The organism is Acidovorax soli (assembly GCF_014207955.1).
Classification (GTDB): domain Bacteria; phylum Pseudomonadota; class Gammaproteobacteria; order Burkholderiales; family Burkholderiaceae_C; genus Acidovorax; species Acidovorax soli_A.
This window is the reverse complement of record NZ_JACHLK010000002.1, coordinates 526838-542688: the sequence shown is the minus strand read 5'-3', so window position 1 is coordinate 542688 and position 15851 is coordinate 526838. Positions and strand designations below refer to the sequence as shown.

The window sequence follows — 15851 nt, the reverse complement described above, 5'->3', positions numbered from 1 at the left end:
CTGCCGCCGACATAACTTGTCCATTACATCTTTGTAATGTTCATGAAAGCCTGCGATCCCCGGGCACACTTGCGCCAACTGGTCAAGGGAGTCGCCCGTGAAGATATTGGTCGTAGAGGATGAAATCAAAACCGGGGAGTACCTGCGCCTGGGCCTGCGAGAGGCAGGCTTCAACGCAGATCTGGTTCACAACGGGGTGGATGGGCTGCACATGGCCCAAGAAGGTGACTACGACCTGGTCATCTTGGATGTCATGCTCCCGGGAATGGATGGATGGCAGGTCCTCAAGAGCCTTCGCCGCTACGGGCTGGAGATGCCGGTGCTGTTCCTGACGGCCAAAGACCACGTGGATGATCGGATCAAAGGTCTCGAACTGGGCGCCGACGACTACCTGGTCAAGCCGTTTTCCTTTGCCGAACTGCTTGCGCGGGTGCGCACCATCTTGCGGCGCGGTCGCAGCGGGACAGAGGTGACCGTGCTGCAGGTGGCGGATTTGGAGCTCGATTTGCTGCGCCGGCGCGTGAGCCGCGCTGGCAAGCGTATCGACCTCACGGCCAAAGAGTTCGGCTTGCTGGAACTGCTGATGCGGCGCCATGGCGAGGTGTTGCCGCGATCGCTCATCGCCTCGCAGGTGTGGGACATGAACTTCGATAGCGATTCCAACGTGATCGAGGTGGCGATGCGCAGGCTGCGAGCCAAGATCGATGACGCTTACGACATTAAGCTCATTCAGACGGTTCGGGGCATGGGCTATGTGCTCGAGGAGCCTGAGGAGAGCCTGTGAGCGCCCCATATTCGCTGACGACACGACTGACGGTGTTTTTTACCCTGGCCTCCGCGTTTGTGCTCATAGGCCTGGGAACCCTGGTCGCCATCTCCATTGATCGGCATTTCGTGGAGTTGGACCGTGACGCCCTGCGCGACAAGATCCATCTCATGCGGGAGGTGATCGGGAAGTCCAAATCCCCCCAGGATTTGCAGACCCGCATGGACGATGTGCTCCATAGCCACGAGGGACTTTTTGTCAGCGTGACGCGGGGCAGCGAAGCGCTTTACTCCACGCCAGGCTTTGAGTTTCCCGGCGGCATGCCGGAGATGGTCCGCGGGGCGCGCTTGGGGGTGGCCGCCTGGCACGCCGGAACCCGCGAAGTCCGAGGGATGTACGAGGTGTTGTCCGCTCCTGGGGGAGGCGATTTGCCGCTGCAGGTGAGTGTTGCGCTGGACATTGCCCACCACAAGCATTTCATGCACGACTTGATCCGGGTGCTCGCGGTGTATGTGGCACTGGCCACCCTGGTGGCAGGCGTGCTGGGTTGGTGGGCAGCAAGGAACGGTCTGGCTCCCTTGCGTGCCATGCGATCGCGCGCCATGGCCATCACGGCCAAGCGACTCGACGAGCGCATGCCCAGCCAGGAATTTCCCATCGAGATGGCCGACCTGGCCACGACCTTGAACGAAATGCTGCGGCGCTTGAAGGAAGATTTCGACCGTCTCTCGGAATTCTCCTCGGATCTGGCCCACGAGTTGCGCACGCCCATCAACAATCTGATGACCCAGACCCAGGTCACGCTCGGCCAGTCGCGCAGCGCAGACCAGTACCGGGACATCCTGGCTTCCAACGCAGAGGAGTACCAGCGCCTCGCTCGGATGGTGGCGGACATGCTGTTCCTGGCCAAAGCCGATCATGGCCTGATCCTGCCCAGCACCGAGAAGATCGCGGTGCATGCCGAGGCACAAGCCCTTTTCGATTTCTACGAGGCGCTGGCGGAAGAGAAACAGGTGCAGCTCAAGCTCCTGGGTGCCGCAGAGATTTCCGGCGATCAATTGATGCTGCGACGGGCCCTGAGCAACCTTCTGTCCAATGCGGTGAGATACACCCCTGCAGGAGAAAGCGTGGTCGTTGAGATATCAGGAGACGTTCACGGGACCACGGTGGATGTCATCAACCATGGCCCCACCATTGATGCGCAGATGATTCCTCGCCTGTTTGACCGGTTCTTCAGGGCCGACAAGTCGCGCAAGCAACTCGACTCCGACGGTGCAGGCCTTGGTTTGTCCATCACCCAGGCCATTGTTCAGGCCCACCGGGGCCGCATGTCGGTGAGTTCAGAGAGCGGCAGAACCTGCTTTTCCATGTTCTTCCCAAGCACACACAGCGTCGGAAAGCACCAGACCACCAATGCATGATTCCCTGGGCACACTCATCGACGGCTGGAAGGCTGACCCGAGCAGCACGTACAACACCTGGTTTCTGTGGGATCAGCGGGTCAAAAACTTCCGTTCGATACGCCGTGGCATCGCGCAGGTAGTGAAGGACATCCGCGCAGGAACGTTCGGCAACGCCTATCGAGGCTCTTCGCTCGAAACCATCGTGGGGTCGGTCGCCGAGCAACGCCAGATCTTCAAAGGCGCCGATCACGCTTTTTTATGGAAGCCCAAACTGCGTATCCCGGACATCTACGAGAACGCCAGCAACCAGCGCGCGTTCGCCGATCTGCTCCATGCCTGCGACCACTGCGACTGCGCCGAGGACGTGGTGTCGGCCATCCAGCGCATCGATGCGATCGGCATCAAAGGCCTGGGTCCAGCAGTCGCCAACCTGTTGTACTTCATTCACCCGACCTTGGTGACCCCTTTCAACACCGCCATCGTCAACGGCTTCAACGCTGTCACCGGCGGTCGGGTCAAACTCGGGCGCTGGGACCACTATCTCTCGATGCGGGAGGGCCTGCTGCGCCTGAACGAGCAGTACCGCCGGCAGCTCTCCAACGATCTTGGTGCGATCGCGGGACTGATGTTCGATATCGGCAGCGGCCGGTACACCGCGCCGCCGGCGGCAATGGATGCGGCGGCGGCAGCCCTGTGGCGGGAAGATCTCCAGCGCGTCCGGCTGGAATCTACGGCCATGCACAAAGAATTGTCCCAGGCGGCTGAGAGCGATGCGACCCACACCGGTGTTCAGGCGTCGCTGCGAGACCTTGGCAAGGCCTTGGGGTTTGACGTGTGGATTGCATCCAATGACCGGGGGCGTGTGCATGGCACCGGCCTCCTGGGGGATGGATGCCTGGCCCAGTTGCCGCCACCTGCATACGCGGGGTTGGAGTCGGTGCGGCTGATCGACGTGGTGTGGATTGACCGCCAGACCTCGCTGGTCGCTGCGGCCTTTGAAGTCGAGCACACCACGTCCATCTATTCGGGCATTGTCCGCATGCTTGATCTTGCGCTTGGCACACCAGTCGCTGAACAATGCGCGCTGTTTCTGGTGGCCCCGGACAACCGTCGAGACAAGGTGGCAGAACAGCTCAAGAGACCTGCGTTCTCCCGCGTGTCGGAACTGGGGATCCGCTACCTGCCGTACAGCCAGCTCGAGCTGAACCACGCCTCGATGAGCCGCTTCGGCTCCAGCATCAAGCCGCTGCTGGAGATTTCGCAGCGGCTGTGAGACCGCGCGAACGGCTGTGCTGTCGGCGAGATGAGAGTTCTGTAATCCCAACGCGAGGGATTGGCAGGTAGAGCTTTGTGTCATGTGGGCTACAGCTCGCGTGGCGGGATCTACGATTTGGCTTCGCGTTGACAGTGCTCTCCGAGTGGGTACACGCAAACGCCGTCATCGAAACCAAGAAAGCCTCGCCATGAACGTCACGACCAAGCCACTGGATGCGCTATTGCCTGTCGCTTCGCTTGGCAAGCCCGCGCCCAAAGCACCGGACATCCAGGATGGCGGCTTTCTGGACGCCATGAAACAGGCGCTGACCACCACAACCAAGCTGCAGAGTGAGTCGGGCCGTTTAAGCCGTGAGGTGACCTTTGGAAACCCCACCGTGGGCCTGGAAGAAACCATGCTCGCAGGCGTCAAGTCCAACATCGCGTTCCAGGCCACGCTGCAGACCCGCAATCGCATCGTCCAGGCCTACACGGATGTGATGAACATGCAGGTGTGATGTCCAGCGAGCGCAGGGGAACGCGCCGACGTGGCATGCGTAGCCGGAAAAGAAAGACACCTGCGGGTCAGCCACTGACCGACAGGTGTCTTGATGGTTTTTCTGGCTTGAAGCGTTCACCGCGCCGCAGTGCCGCGTGGCGGTGAGCGCCTTGTCAGAGGCAGCAAGCCGACTTAGAACCGGCTTTGCTCGGCGGGTTCCTGCGTGTTGCCCGCGACGGCTGGGTGATGCGCTGCATGGTAGCGATCTGGATAGATCTCGTTGAGCTTGCGCCCGTCCTCACCCACCGCCACAAGCTCCCCTTGGCTGATGGCGCGCGCCAATTCGTTCTTGACCTGGTCTCGGGTCAAGGAAGGTGCGGAGGCGACTGCAGGGTAACGGGAAGGCTCCAACTCGTTGAGCTTGGCACCCGACTCACCGCCGGCCATGATGTCGCCGGTGCGGATCGCCTGTACCAACTCTGCCTGCACCTGCTCGCGCGTCTTGGCGCCCGACGCGGACTCGGTCACAGGGTAGGCATGCGGGTTGAGCTGCTTGAGCGTCAGGCCGGACTCGCCCGAGGCGAGCATGTCGCCGGTGCGGATCGCCTGTACCAACTCTGCCTGTACCTGCTCGCGCGTCTTGCTGACGCCTTGGTCCGAGGCGAACGCGGGGGCGGCAATAAGGGAGAGAACGATGAGCGTGGACTTCAGTTTCATGATGGTTTCCTGGTTGGATGAATAGGTGATGAGGGCACTGTCGCGGGCCGTGTGCGTGCGGCCCTGGCGCAGTGCTGCGTTCAGATGTACTGTCAGGGAAGCTGGCGGGCATCGACCCAGCCTGCCTCGCCGCCCATGTCACGCACACCGTCGCTGCTCACGGGATTGCGCTTGGCGGCCTGCAGCTCGTCGAGGACTTGCTGGCGGGTCTTCGTCAGCTGTGGACCTTTGACCATCGGATAGGTGGCTGGATAGCCACGGCTGATCCAATAGAGGGAGCCGTCCTTCTGTGCTGCCAGCACGGTGTTTTCGACAGCCTGGCGGCTCACCGCATTGCCCAGGTGGTCGGGAGCGATGCTCACACCTTCCTCCTGGCTTGGGCTGGCGTGGTAAACGGAAGTGGCGAAGGATGCCGTGGCGGATGCAGCGAGGCTGGCGACGAGGACGGCGGTACGGATTTTCATGATGGTCTCCTGTGGCGCCGGATGCCCGATATGGTCCATCCAGGTGGCGTTTTGTGCACCACGAAGAGAAGTCTAGAAATCTCACCCCCACACAGCGCTGACCTCCCGATTACGCTTTTGAAATGCATAGGCAGGCGCATCGCTCGCACTTACGGGAGCGCGCAGGTGAGACATGAGCTCACCTCGCAAGTGCCATGTACTCCGTTCATGTGAGCGCCAATCGACCGCTGTTCCCCTCCAATCTGACGCTCCGATTACATCGCTGAAATCTCGCGGTAATCCTGGTGCGAAACCTGACGCAAAACACCTGGTTCACGTCCCAATCATCGGTTCCCGCCTACAGTGCCGGGCGCTGCGCGCGGCAAAAGATGACTGCTCCTGGCAGCCGGGCTGCGCAGGATTTCACACGGACCCTACCAATCGAACGAAACCAAGGAGCTTTCAATGAACCACACCCAAACCCCTTACCAAAGCTGTATCCAGGCTTGCCTTTCGTGCGCAACGGCCTGCAACCAATGCCATGCCGCGTGCTTGAAGGAAGACGACGTGAAGATGATGGCCCGCTGCATCGCTCTGGATGCGGACTGCGCGGCCGTGTGCAGTTTCGCTGCGGGCGCAATGGCCCGCAACAGCGAACACGCCAAGGCCATCTGTGCGCTGTGCGCCGAGATTTGCCAAGCCTGCGGCGACGAGTGCGCAAAGCACGAAGCGGAGCACTGCAAGGCCTGCGCTGCGGCCTGCTACAACTGCGCTCAGGAGTGTCGCTCCATGGCCAGCGCCCACTGATTAAACACATTTCCCGCCTGGAGAAACGCTATGACCGATTCCTACCCTGTCCTGAAGGCGATCCCCGCCGCAGCATTGGTGTTCAGCGCCTTGCTGTGCCCCGTGATCACGCAGGCACAGCAAGCACCGCACCCTGGCATGAAGGGCTCCGGCATGGATGCGTCCATGCCCGCCGGCAAGATGGACATGAAGTCCATGATGAAGGAGAACAACGAGAAGATGTCCTCCTTGGCGATGACCGGAAACCCCGATGTGGACTTCGCGCAGATGATGCGCATCCATCACCAGGGCGCAATCGACATGGCGCAAAGCCAGTTGCGCGATGGCAAGGATCCGCAGCTGTTGAAGATGGCCAAGGAGATCATCTCGGCCCAGAAGAAAGAGATCGCAGTCCTCGACGCATTCTTGGCTCGAAGCGGCAAAGCGCCCGCTGCCGCCGCCAAGTAGGCTACCGGCCATGCCACTGCTGCGGCCCCTGCACCTGGATGCGCTTCAGGTGCGGGGGCCGCGGCGCATGGCGCCATGCAAAGAGCGTCGGCCCAACGCCAATGCAGATTTGCGACAGATCAGGAGTTGCCTTGGTTCATGCTTGACATTACCACCGTGTCAGGCCCTATCGTCACCGCAAGGCCTGTCCGCAAGGAGACAGCCTCCTTCCTGGAGATCATGATGAACCATCAACAGTCCACCAACGGGATCATGCAGCCGTCTGGAGTCGGCGCTTGGCGAAGCGGCCGCAGGCTTGTCGGCGCAGCGATCATGCTCGCGCTGATCGGGGTGTTTTTCCTTTTGCGGGAGCACTGGGAGCACCTTGCCGGGTACTGGCCCTATCTGCTCTTGCTCGCATGTCCAGTGATGCATCTATTTCACGGGCACGGCCACCACGGACCACGAGGCAGTGGTCCGAGCGACCGTTGACAGTGCGCACGGCTCAGATCAGCAAAAGGAGTTCCATACATGTCAACAGCAACACCGCACGACCACCAAGCCCATGAAGGGCACCAAGCGCACGAGGGGCATGCGCACCATGGAGGCCACGACGGGCATGCGTCCCAAACGCCGACAGGTCTGAAGGACCCCGTGTGCGGCATGGATGTCACGAGCCAGTCCCTTCATTCAGCGGAGCACGAAGGACTTCACTATTATTTTTGCAGCGCCAAGTGCCGCACGAAGTTTGTCGAGGCACCAGACAAGTACGTGCAGGGGCGCGACGCACTGGCTCCTCCCGAGCCCGAGCCGGTCCAGCCGGGCACCACCTATACATGCCCGATGCATCCGGAGGTTCAGCAGGACCACCCTGGGAACTGCCCCAAGTGCGGCATGACACTGGAGCCGATGCTCCCGACGCTGGAGGAGGGTGAGAACGCCGAACTGGTGGATTTCCGCCGCCGTTTCTGGTGGACCCTGCCGCTCACCGCGGTCGTCACCGTCTTGGCTATGGCGGGCCACCGCCTGCAGTGGTTCGAGATGGCCACCCAGAGCTGGATCGAGTTGGTCCTGACCGTGCCCATCGTCCTGTGGGCCGGATGGCCGTTCTTCTTGCGTGGAGCCCAATCGGTTGCCAATCGCAGTCCCAACATGTGGACGCTGATCAGCCTGGGCACCGGCGCGGCCTTCGTGTACAGCGTGGTGGCCACCGTGGCGCCCGGCGTGTTTCCGGCGTCGTTCCAGGCCATGGGGCGCGTATCGGTGTACTTTGAAGCAGCGGCCGTCATCATCTCGCTGACGCTGCTCGGCCAGATGCTGGAGCTCAAGGCCCGCTCCCAGACGTCCGCAGCCATCAAGTCGCTGCTGGGCCTGGCGCCTAAGACCGCGCGCCGCATCGGCGCCGATGGGCAGGAGAGCGACGTGCCCCTGTCCCACGTGCACGTGGGCGATCTGCTGCGCGTGCGCCCCGGCGAGAAGGTGCCAGTGGATGGGGTGGTGGTCGAGGGCAGCAGCGCCGTGGACGAGGCCATGCTCACGGGCGAGCCGGTTCCCATCGTCAAGGGGCCGGGGGACTCGGTGATTGGCGCCACGCTCAACACCAATGGTGCGCTGATCATCCGATCCGAGCGCGTGGGCTCAGCCACCATGCTGTCCCAGATCGTGCAGATGGTCTCGCAGGCGCAGCGCTCGAGGGCGCCGATGCAGCGCATGGCGGACCAGGTGGCGGGGTACTTCGTCATGGCCGTCGTCGGAATCGCGCTTCTAACCCTGTTTGCATGGGGTCTTTTCGGGCCGGAACCACGCTGGGTCTATGGCCTGGTCAACGCGGTGGCAGTGCTGATCATTGCGTGCCCTTGTGCCTTGGGCCTGGCAACGCCCATGTCCATCATGGTGGCAACGGGCCGGGGCGCGACCAGCGGTGTACTGTTCCGGGACGCTGCGGCCATCGAGAACCTGCGCAAGGTGGACACGCTGATCGTGGACAAGACCGGCACGCTGACTGAGGGCAAGCCATCGTTCGAGCGGGTGGTGGCGATGCCTGGTCTGCCCGAGGATGAAGTGCTGCGCCTGGCGGCCAGCCTGGACCAAGGTAGCGAACACCCCCTTGCGGACGCCATCGTGGAGGCGGCCCGCGTCAAGGGCCTGGCGCTGGACAAGCCCGAGGACTTCGAATCCGGATCAGGCATCGGAGTGCGCGGCAGGGTGGGAGGCCGCCAGTTGGCCCTCGGTAACACCGTCCTGATGGAGCAAGTGGGGGTTTCCGCAGAGCCGCTCCTCGCCCAGGCGGAGGCTTTGCGTGCCACGGGTGCGAGCGTGATGTACCTGGCAGCCGATGGTCAACTGCAAGGCCTGCTGGCGGTCTCGGACGCGGTCAAGGAAAGCACCCCGGAGGCCTTGGCCACCTTGCACGCGGCTGGCCTGCGCATCGTGATGGCTACGGGCGATGGCATGACAACCGCCAAGGCAGTGGGTGCCAAGCTGGGCATCGACGAGGTTCACGGTGAGGTCAAGCCTGCGGACAAGCTGGCCCTGGTGTCCCGGCTGCAGGCAGAGGGCCGCGTGGTTGCCATGGCCGGAGACGGCATCAACGATGCGCCCGCGCTGGCCAAGGCCGATGTAGGCATTGCGATGGGCACGGGCACCGACGTGGCTATGAACAGCGCCCAGGTCACTCTGGTCAAGGGCGACCTGCGAGGGATATCCACGGCGCGCGAACTGTCCGAGGCGACAGTGGGCAACATGAAGCAGAACCTGATGTTTGCCTTCCTCTACAACGCTCTGGGCATTCCGATCGCCGCGGGCCTGCTGTACCCGTTCACCGGCTGGCTGCTGTCTCCAATGATCGCCGCCCTGGCGATGAGCCTGAGTTCTGCATCCGTGATCGCCAATGCATTGCGTTTGCGCAAGGGCTAGATAGAAGCGCGAGCAGAAAGTGATCGGCATCAAGCCACGGGCTTGCGACTTGGGTACCATCGCACCATGCCAAATGTCAGAAGCATCGTGTCGCGCCAAGGACGCTGGATTTCCAGCTTCCTGGTTGCGGCGTTGCTTCTCATGCAGTTTGCCCTGGCAGCCTATGCCTGCCCGAGGCTCGACTCCGCAGCCCATGCTTCGTCGATGCAAAAGGCGGGCATGGTCATGGAGGACGCCGTCCCAATGGCATCCATGCCCGATTGCCATGCCATGGCGGGGACCATGGATGAGCAGGATCCGCAGTTGTGCCGGGCACACTGCGATGGCGACAACCAGTCGACCCCTTCGCTGCACAGTCTTGACCTGCAGGCCCTCGCGGCCCATGCCGTCTGGGTTGCCTATGTGCTGCCCGCGGTGCTGGACGAATTGCAGCGCGCAGACTCCCGGGCTCTCTACGCAGAGTTCGATAGCCGAGCGGGATCCCCACCTCTCTATCTGACACACAAGGTCTTTCGGAATTGATCGCGCACGGTGTGCACGCTGCACTGCAGCGTGCACGCAAGTCTGACTTCGTGCCCATTCAGTTTCGAGGACCATCATGTCAAATGTCTTTACCGGCGCCCCAGGCGGGCGCATGGCCGCGTCTTCACGCGTCCCTCATCGCACCCTGGTTTTCCACCTGAGTCGTCTGCGCCTTGGTGCGCTGGCAGCCTTGCTGGCAGGTGCAGGTACCGTCAGCCCCCCCGTCCATGCCCTGGGCTTTACCGAAGCGCTGGAGCTGGCAGAGCACCAAAGTCCGCGCATCGCAGCCCAGCGGCTGCAGATTGACGCAGCCGGCAGCATCCAGAAGGCGGCCGGCACGCTGCCCGACCCCAAACTGTCGGTAGGTATCGAAAACTTTCCCATCACCGGCATGGACCGCGGAAGCCTCACGCGCGAATCCATGACCATGCAGCGCCTGGCGCTGATGCAGGAAGTCCCCAACCGGGCCAAGCGCGATGCGCAGATCGCCGGCGCCCAGGCCAAGGTAGAGCGCGAACGGGCCAATTTGGCGGTCCAGCGGGTGCAGATCCGCCAGGAACTGAGCCAAGCCTGGATCCTGGCACAGGCCATCGAGCAGCGCGATCAAGTGCTCACGGCCTTGCTGGCGGAGAACCAGCGCCTGCAGGACAGTCTTCCATCACGCATCGCAGGAGGCACCGCCCAGGCGGGTGACCTGCTGGCAGCCCGCCAAGAAGCGCTGGCCCTGTCGGATCGGCGAGATGATCTGCGCAGGGATCGCGCCAAGGCGCGCGCGATGCTTCGGCGCTGGGTGGGCTCGCGTTCTGACGAAGCCTTGCAGGGCACGCCGGGTCCGCTCAGCCGCCCTGTGGAAGAACTGCGCGCGCAGGTGCAGCGCCACGCCGAACTCGCCCAGTATCCCGCCATGCAGGCCATGGCTGCGGCCGAGTCGCTCGAGGCGCAGGCGCAGACGCGCGGCGACTGGTCCTGGGAGGTTGCCTACAGCCGCCGTGCGCGCCAGTGGGGCGACATGGTGTCTTTCCAGGTGACGTTTGATCTTCCGTGGCAACAAGAGCGGCGCCAGGGGCCCCAGATCAAGGCCAAGCTACTGGAGCTGCAGCGCCTCGAGGCAGAGCAAGAAGACGTGACCCGCAGGCGCTTGCAGGAGCTGGACGACAGCGCCGCCGAGCTGGCTGCGCTGCAAAGCCAGATCGAGCGCCTGCAGTCCGCCGGCATCGGTCTGGCGCAGGGACGTGCCCAGCTCGCGCTTGCCAACTACCAGGCCGCCAAGGGCGACCTCAGTGCAGTGCTGGGCTCCCGCGCACAAGTGCTGGAAGTGCAATGGCGCTTGATCGACCTGCAGGCGCAGCGCGATGCAGTGACTGCCCGGCTGAACAGCCTGATCGCCGACTGAGCGGAGAACGACATGACAAATTCTGGTTTCAAGAAGACCGCTGTGGCGGTGGCGTTGCTCTGCGCAGGCATCGCGCTGGGATGGGGCCTGGCCCAATGGCGAATCTCCGGTGGCATCGGGACTGGTGTCTCCACGGCAGAGACAGGAGCCGCGAAAGCCGACCGCAAGGTCCTGTACTGGTACGACCCCATGGTGCCGACACAGAAGTTCGACAAGCCGGGCAAGTCGCCCTTCATGGACATGGCCTTGGTCCCCAAGTACGCCGAGGAAGACATGCAGCAAGGCAGTGGGCTGAATGTGTCCGCACAGGCAGTGCAGGCCCTTGGCCTTCGCACCGCCGTGGTGGAGCAACGTGACATAGGCGCCGACGTGGATGCGCTGGGTACGGTACAGCTCAATGACCGGGACGTGAGCGTCGTCCAGGCCCGCTCGGCCGGGTTCGTGGAGCGGGTGTACGCCAGGGCGCCAGGCGACGTGGTAGCAGCGGGCGCGCCGCTGGCCGACCTGTTGCTGCCCGAATGGGTCGCCGCGCAGCGTGAATTCCTCGCGGTCCGGGGCCTCAAGGACGACACGCTGACGGCGGCCGCGCGCCAGCGACTGGCGCTGCTGGGCATGCCGGCTGCGCTCGTGGCCCAGGTGGAGCGCACCGGCGAACCCCAAGGCCGCTATACCGTGACCTTTCCGCAGGGGGGCCTGGTGGCGGAACTTATGGTGCGCCAGGGAATGACGGTTTCCGCAGGTGCGAGCCTGGCGCGCGTGAACGGCCTGGCCAGTGTCTGGATCGAGGCTGCTGTTCCTGAGGCGCAAAGCGGGCCTTTGCAGCTGCGGCAGGACGCCCAGGTGAGGCTGGCGGCGTTTGCGGGCGAAACCCTCAAGGCCCGCGTGGTGAGCATCCTGCCCGAAGCGAACCGCGACACCCGCACGGTGCGCGTGCGCCTGGAGCTTCCCAATCCCGGTCAGCGCCTCAAAGCGGGCATGTCGGGGCAGATCGTCCTGGCCGGTCGCAAGCAGCCCGCGCTGCTCGTACCCAGCGAAGCCGTGATCCGAACCGGCAAGCGGGCACTGGTCTACTTGGTCGACGGTCCGGGTAAGTACCACCCCGTCTCCGTGCAGCTGGGCGCCGAGATTGATGATCGTCTGGTCGTCCAGGGCGGACTGGTCGCCGGGCAGCAGGTGGTCGCCTCTGCGCAGTTCCTGATCGATTCCGAGGCCAGCCTCAGGGGGGTGGTACCCACCCAGCCGGAAGCTGTTGCACGCCCTGCCGCTCCGCCACTGGCCGCTGCACAAGGAGCCGCGCCGCCTCCTGCCGGCAGCTTCACCGTTCGGGGGGAGGTTCAAGAAGTCTCGCCCACTGAGCTGACTCTTGCCCACGATGCCGTTCCGGGTCTGAAATGGCCTGCCATGACGATGGGCTTCAAGCTGGAAAAGCCTCAGCTGGCGATGGGCCTGGAGCCCAAGCAGCAGGTGCGCTTCACTTTCTCGAAACAGGGCGAAGACTATGTCATCAACGCAGTGGAAAGGATCAAGCCATGATCGCGCGACTGATCCGCTGGTCCGTTGCAAACCGCTTTCTGGTTCTCCTGGCCACATTGATGCTCACAGCCTGGGGCGGTTGGGCTGTGCGCATGACCCCCGTGGATGCGCTGCCGGACCTCTCGGACGTCCAAGTCATCATCCGCACCAGCTATCCCGGCCAGGCACCGCAGATCGTTGAAAACCAGGTGACCTACCCGCTGTCGACCACCATGCTGTCTGTGCCAGGTGCGAAAACGGTGCGCGGTTTCTCGTTCTTCGGGGACTCGTTCGTCTACATCCTGTTCGAGGACGGAACCGATCTCTATTGGGCGCGTTCGAGGGTGCTGGAGTACATGAACCAGGTCCAGGGTCGGTTGCCGGCCACGGCCAAGTCGGCCCTGGGGCCGGACGCGACCGGTGTGGGCTGGATCTACCAGTACGCGCTGGTGGATCGCACTGGAAAGAACGACCTGGCCCAGCTGCGCGCCCTGCAGGACTGGTTCCTGAAGTTCGAACTCAAGAGCTTGCCCAATGTCGCCGAAGTGGCCTCGGTGGGAGGCATGGTCAAGCAGTACCAGATCGTGCTCGACCCCATCAAGCTTGCCTCCTACGGGATCAGCCAAGGACAGGTGCGCGAAGCGGTCATGAATGCGAACCAGGAAACCGGTGGGTCGGTGCTGGAGCTGGCCGGTGCGGAGTACATGGTTCGTGCCAATGGCTACCTCAAGACCCTCGATGACTTCCGTGCCGTGCCCCTGGCAGCGCGCGGCGGGATCACGGTACGCCTGGGCGATGTCGCCACGGTCCAGACAGGCCCGGAAATGCGGCGTGGCATCACGGAGCTCGACGGTGAAGGCGAGGTCGCGGGAGGGGTGGTCATCCTGCGCTCCGGCAAGAACGCCCAAGAAACAATTGCGGCCGTCAAAGCCAAGCTGGCGCAACTGCAAAGCAGCCTGCCCGAAGGGGTGGAGATCGTCACCACGTACGACCGCAGCGCACTCATCGAGCGTGCCATCCAGAACCTCACGGTCAAGCTGCTGGAGGAGTTCGCCGTGGTCGCGCTGGTCTGCGTCATCTTCCTGTGGCACCTGCGATCGGCGCTGGTGGCCATCATCTCGCTACCGCTGGGGGTGATGACCGCGTTCCTGGTCATGCACTACCAGGGCATCAACGCCAACATCATGTCCCTGGGCGGAATCGCGATCGCCATCGGTGCCATGGTGGACGCCGCCGTGGTGATGATTGAGAACGCCCACAAGAAGCTAGAGGCCTGGCAGCACGCCCATCCGGACCGGGCACTTGTCGGGCAGGAGCGGTGGGGTGTCATCACCGAGGCTGCCGAAGAGGTCGGGCCTGCGCTGTTCTTCTCGCTGCTGATCATCACCTTGTCCTTCGTGCCGGTCTTCACCCTCGAGGCTCAAGAGGGGCGCTTGTTCGGGCCACTGGCCTTCACCAAGACCTATGCCATGGCGGCGGCGGCGGGCCTTTCCGTCACCCTGATACCCGTGCTCATGGGTTACTGGATACGGGGTCGCATCCCTGACGAGCAGAAGAACTCCATCACGCGTGCACTGATCGCGGTTTACCGGCCATGCCTCGAATGGGTTCTCTCCCGCCCCAAATCGACCCTCGTCATTGCGGTACTGGCACTGGCCACTACGATCTGGCCGTTGTCCCGGCTGGGCGGCGAGTTCCTGCCGCGCCTGGACGAGGGGGATCTGCTGTACATGCCTTCGGCGCTACCGGGCCTGTCGGCCCAGCGGGCAAGCGAACTGCTGCAGTTGAGCAATCGCATGATCAAGACGGTGCCCGAGGTCGAACGGGTGTTTGGCAAAGCGGGTCGCGCTGAGACAGCGACCGACCCCGCGCCGCTTGAGATGTTCGAGACCACGGTGAAGCTCAAACCCAGGGACCAGTGGCGCCCAGGCATGACGCCCGAAGGCCTCATCGAGGAGTTGGACAAGGCCGTCAAAATCCCTGGCCTGTCCAACATCTGGATCCCGCCCATCCGCAACCGCATCGACATGCTGGCCACGGGCATCAAGAGCCCGATCGGTGTCAAAGTGACCGGAAGTGACCTGCGCGTGATCGATGGGATCGCAGCCCAGGTCGAGCAAGTGGCCAAGGGGATTCCTGGCGTGTCGTCGGCGCTCGCGGAGCGCCTGACGGGTGGGCGGTATGTGGATGTGCGCATCGATCGCGCAGCGGCGGGACGGTATGGCCTGAATGTGTCCGACGTCCAGGCCGTAGTCTCAGGGGCCATCGGGGGGGAAAACATCTCCGAGACCGTCGAAGGGCTGGCCCGGTTCCCCATCAGTTTGCGCTACCCGCGTGAATGGCGGGATTCACCCGAGCGGCTGGCCCAGTTGCCTTTCTCCACGCCCGCAGGGCAGCAGGTCACCTTGGGCAGCGTGGCCACGGTGTCCATCACCGATGGCCCTCCCATGCTCAAGAGTGAGAACGCGCGCCCGTCGGGCTGGGTGTATGTAGATGTGCGGGGGCGAGATCTGGCCTCGGTGGCAAATGACCTGCGGGAAGCGGTGGGCCGCCAGGTCAAACTTGAACCCGGGGTCAGCATCACGTACTCGGGCCAGTTCGAATACTTGGAGCGGGCGAACGCGCGCCTGAAAGTGGTGGTGCCCGCGACCCTGCTGATCATCTTCGTGCTGTTGTACCTGACTTTCTCCCGCCTTGGCGAGGCGGCCCTGATCATGGCCACGCTGCCGTTTGCGCTCACAGGAGGCATCTGGTTCCTGTACGTGATGAACTACAACCTGTCGATCGCGACGGGGGTAGGTTTCATCGCGCTGGCAGGGGTTGCTGCGGAGTTCGGTGTGGTCATGCTCATTTACCTCAAGCAGGCACTGGCCGAGAGGTGCCCGGATGGTCGGCAGCCTACGCTTGAGGAGTTGCTGGACGCCATCCGGGAAGGCGCCGTACTACGCGTGCGGCCCAAAGCCATGACCGTGGCAGTGATCCTGGCAGGCCTGGTTCCTATCGTGTGGAGTAGCGGAACAGGTTCGGAGGTCATGAGCCGCATCGCGGCCCCCATGCTGGGCGGAATGGTGACCGCGCCATTGTTGTCCCTGTTTGTGATTCCCGCTGCCTACGTGCTCATGCGCAGGCCAAAGATCGGCAAACATTTGGACCGCGCGCCTTCGTAATCCTGGCATCGACAACTACCGACCGA

Annotated in this window: 14 protein-coding genes; 12 read left to right on the top strand and 2 right to left on the bottom strand. The window is 63.3% G+C overall.

Going from position 1 to position 15851, the window contains the following annotated elements:
• The first annotated feature begins 97 nt into the window (after positions 1–97).
• The 4 genes from HNP48_RS06950 to fliE all read left to right on the top strand — a co-directional run bounded on the left by HNP48_RS06950 (position 98) and on the right by fliE (position 3941).
• A complete protein-coding gene (locus HNP48_RS06950) occupies positions 98–784 on the top strand; it encodes a heavy metal response regulator transcription factor (protein WP_184856157.1) in 687 nt (228 codons plus the stop codon).
• On the top strand, positions 781–2187 hold the full coding sequence (locus tag HNP48_RS06945; protein ID WP_184856156.1) for a heavy metal sensor histidine kinase: 1407 nt from the start codon (positions 781–783) through the stop codon (positions 2185–2187). Before HNP48_RS06950 ends, HNP48_RS06945 begins: the two co-directional genes overlap by 4 nt.
• Positions 2180–3442 (top strand): type II restriction endonuclease, encoded by a 1263-nt coding sequence (locus HNP48_RS06940; protein WP_184856155.1) that lies wholly within the window; start codon positions 2180–2182, stop codon positions 3440–3442. The genes HNP48_RS06945 and HNP48_RS06940 overlap by 8 nt, the downstream gene beginning before the upstream one ends.
• A gap of 190 nt (positions 3443–3632) precedes the next feature.
• Complete coding sequence (fliE, locus tag HNP48_RS06935; protein WP_184856154.1) at positions 3633–3941, top strand: flagellar hook-basal body complex protein FliE; 309 nt, start codon at positions 3633–3635, stop codon at positions 3939–3941.
• A gap of 173 nt (positions 3942–4114) precedes the next feature.
• Here the strand turns inward: fliE and HNP48_RS06930 are convergent, their stop codons facing one another.
• Both HNP48_RS06930 and HNP48_RS06925 read right to left on the bottom strand, forming a co-directional pair.
• Positions 4115–4639, bottom strand: coding sequence for a DUF4148 domain-containing protein (locus HNP48_RS06930; protein ID WP_184856153.1), 525 nt, complete (start codon positions 4637–4639; stop codon positions 4115–4117).
• A 92-nt stretch (positions 4640–4731) separates the two neighbouring features.
• Complete coding sequence (locus tag HNP48_RS06925) at positions 4732–5103, bottom strand: hypothetical protein (protein ID WP_184856152.1); 372 nt, start codon at positions 5101–5103, stop codon at positions 4732–4734.
• Between the two features lie 444 nt (positions 5104–5547).
• Between HNP48_RS06925 and HNP48_RS06920 the strand changes: the two genes are divergently transcribed.
• The 8 genes from HNP48_RS06920 (at position 5548) to HNP48_RS06885 (ending at position 15825) form a co-directional block, all read left to right on the top strand.
• Positions 5548–5889: a four-helix bundle copper-binding protein gene (locus HNP48_RS06920; RefSeq protein ID WP_184856151.1), complete on the top strand. Its 342-nt coding sequence runs from the start codon at positions 5548–5550 to the stop codon at positions 5887–5889.
• A gap of 30 nt (positions 5890–5919) precedes the next feature.
• Positions 5920–6336: a DUF305 domain-containing protein gene (locus tag HNP48_RS06915; protein WP_260420123.1), complete on the top strand. Its 417-nt coding sequence runs from the start codon at positions 5920–5922 to the stop codon at positions 6334–6336.
• 252 nt (positions 6337–6588) lie between these two features.
• A complete protein-coding gene (locus tag HNP48_RS06910) occupies positions 6589–6807 on the top strand; it encodes a DUF2933 domain-containing protein (protein WP_184856520.1) in 219 nt (72 codons plus the stop codon).
• A gap of 171 nt (positions 6808–6978) precedes the next feature.
• Positions 6979–9231, top strand: a complete 2253-nt coding sequence (locus HNP48_RS06905) for a heavy metal translocating P-type ATPase (protein ID WP_409362536.1) — start codon at positions 6979–6981, stop codon at positions 9229–9231.
• Between the two features lie 66 nt (positions 9232–9297).
• Positions 9298–9753: a hypothetical protein gene (locus HNP48_RS06900; protein WP_184856150.1), complete on the top strand. Its 456-nt coding sequence runs from the start codon at positions 9298–9300 to the stop codon at positions 9751–9753.
• Positions 9754–9829: 76 nt separating this feature from the next.
• Positions 9830–11146 carry a TolC family protein gene (locus HNP48_RS06895; RefSeq protein ID WP_184856149.1) on the top strand — a complete coding sequence of 439 codons (1317 nt, stop codon included), beginning with the start codon at positions 9830–9832 and terminating at the stop codon, positions 11144–11146.
• Positions 11147–11158: 12 nt separating this feature from the next.
• Positions 11159–12679, top strand: a complete 1521-nt coding sequence (locus HNP48_RS06890; RefSeq protein WP_184856148.1) for an efflux RND transporter periplasmic adaptor subunit — start codon at positions 11159–11161, stop codon at positions 12677–12679.
• Positions 12676–15825, top strand: a complete 3150-nt coding sequence (locus tag HNP48_RS06885; RefSeq protein ID WP_184856147.1) for an efflux RND transporter permease subunit — start codon at positions 12676–12678, stop codon at positions 15823–15825. The genes HNP48_RS06890 and HNP48_RS06885 overlap by 4 nt, the downstream gene beginning before the upstream one ends.
• Positions 15826–15851 lie beyond the last annotated feature (26 nt).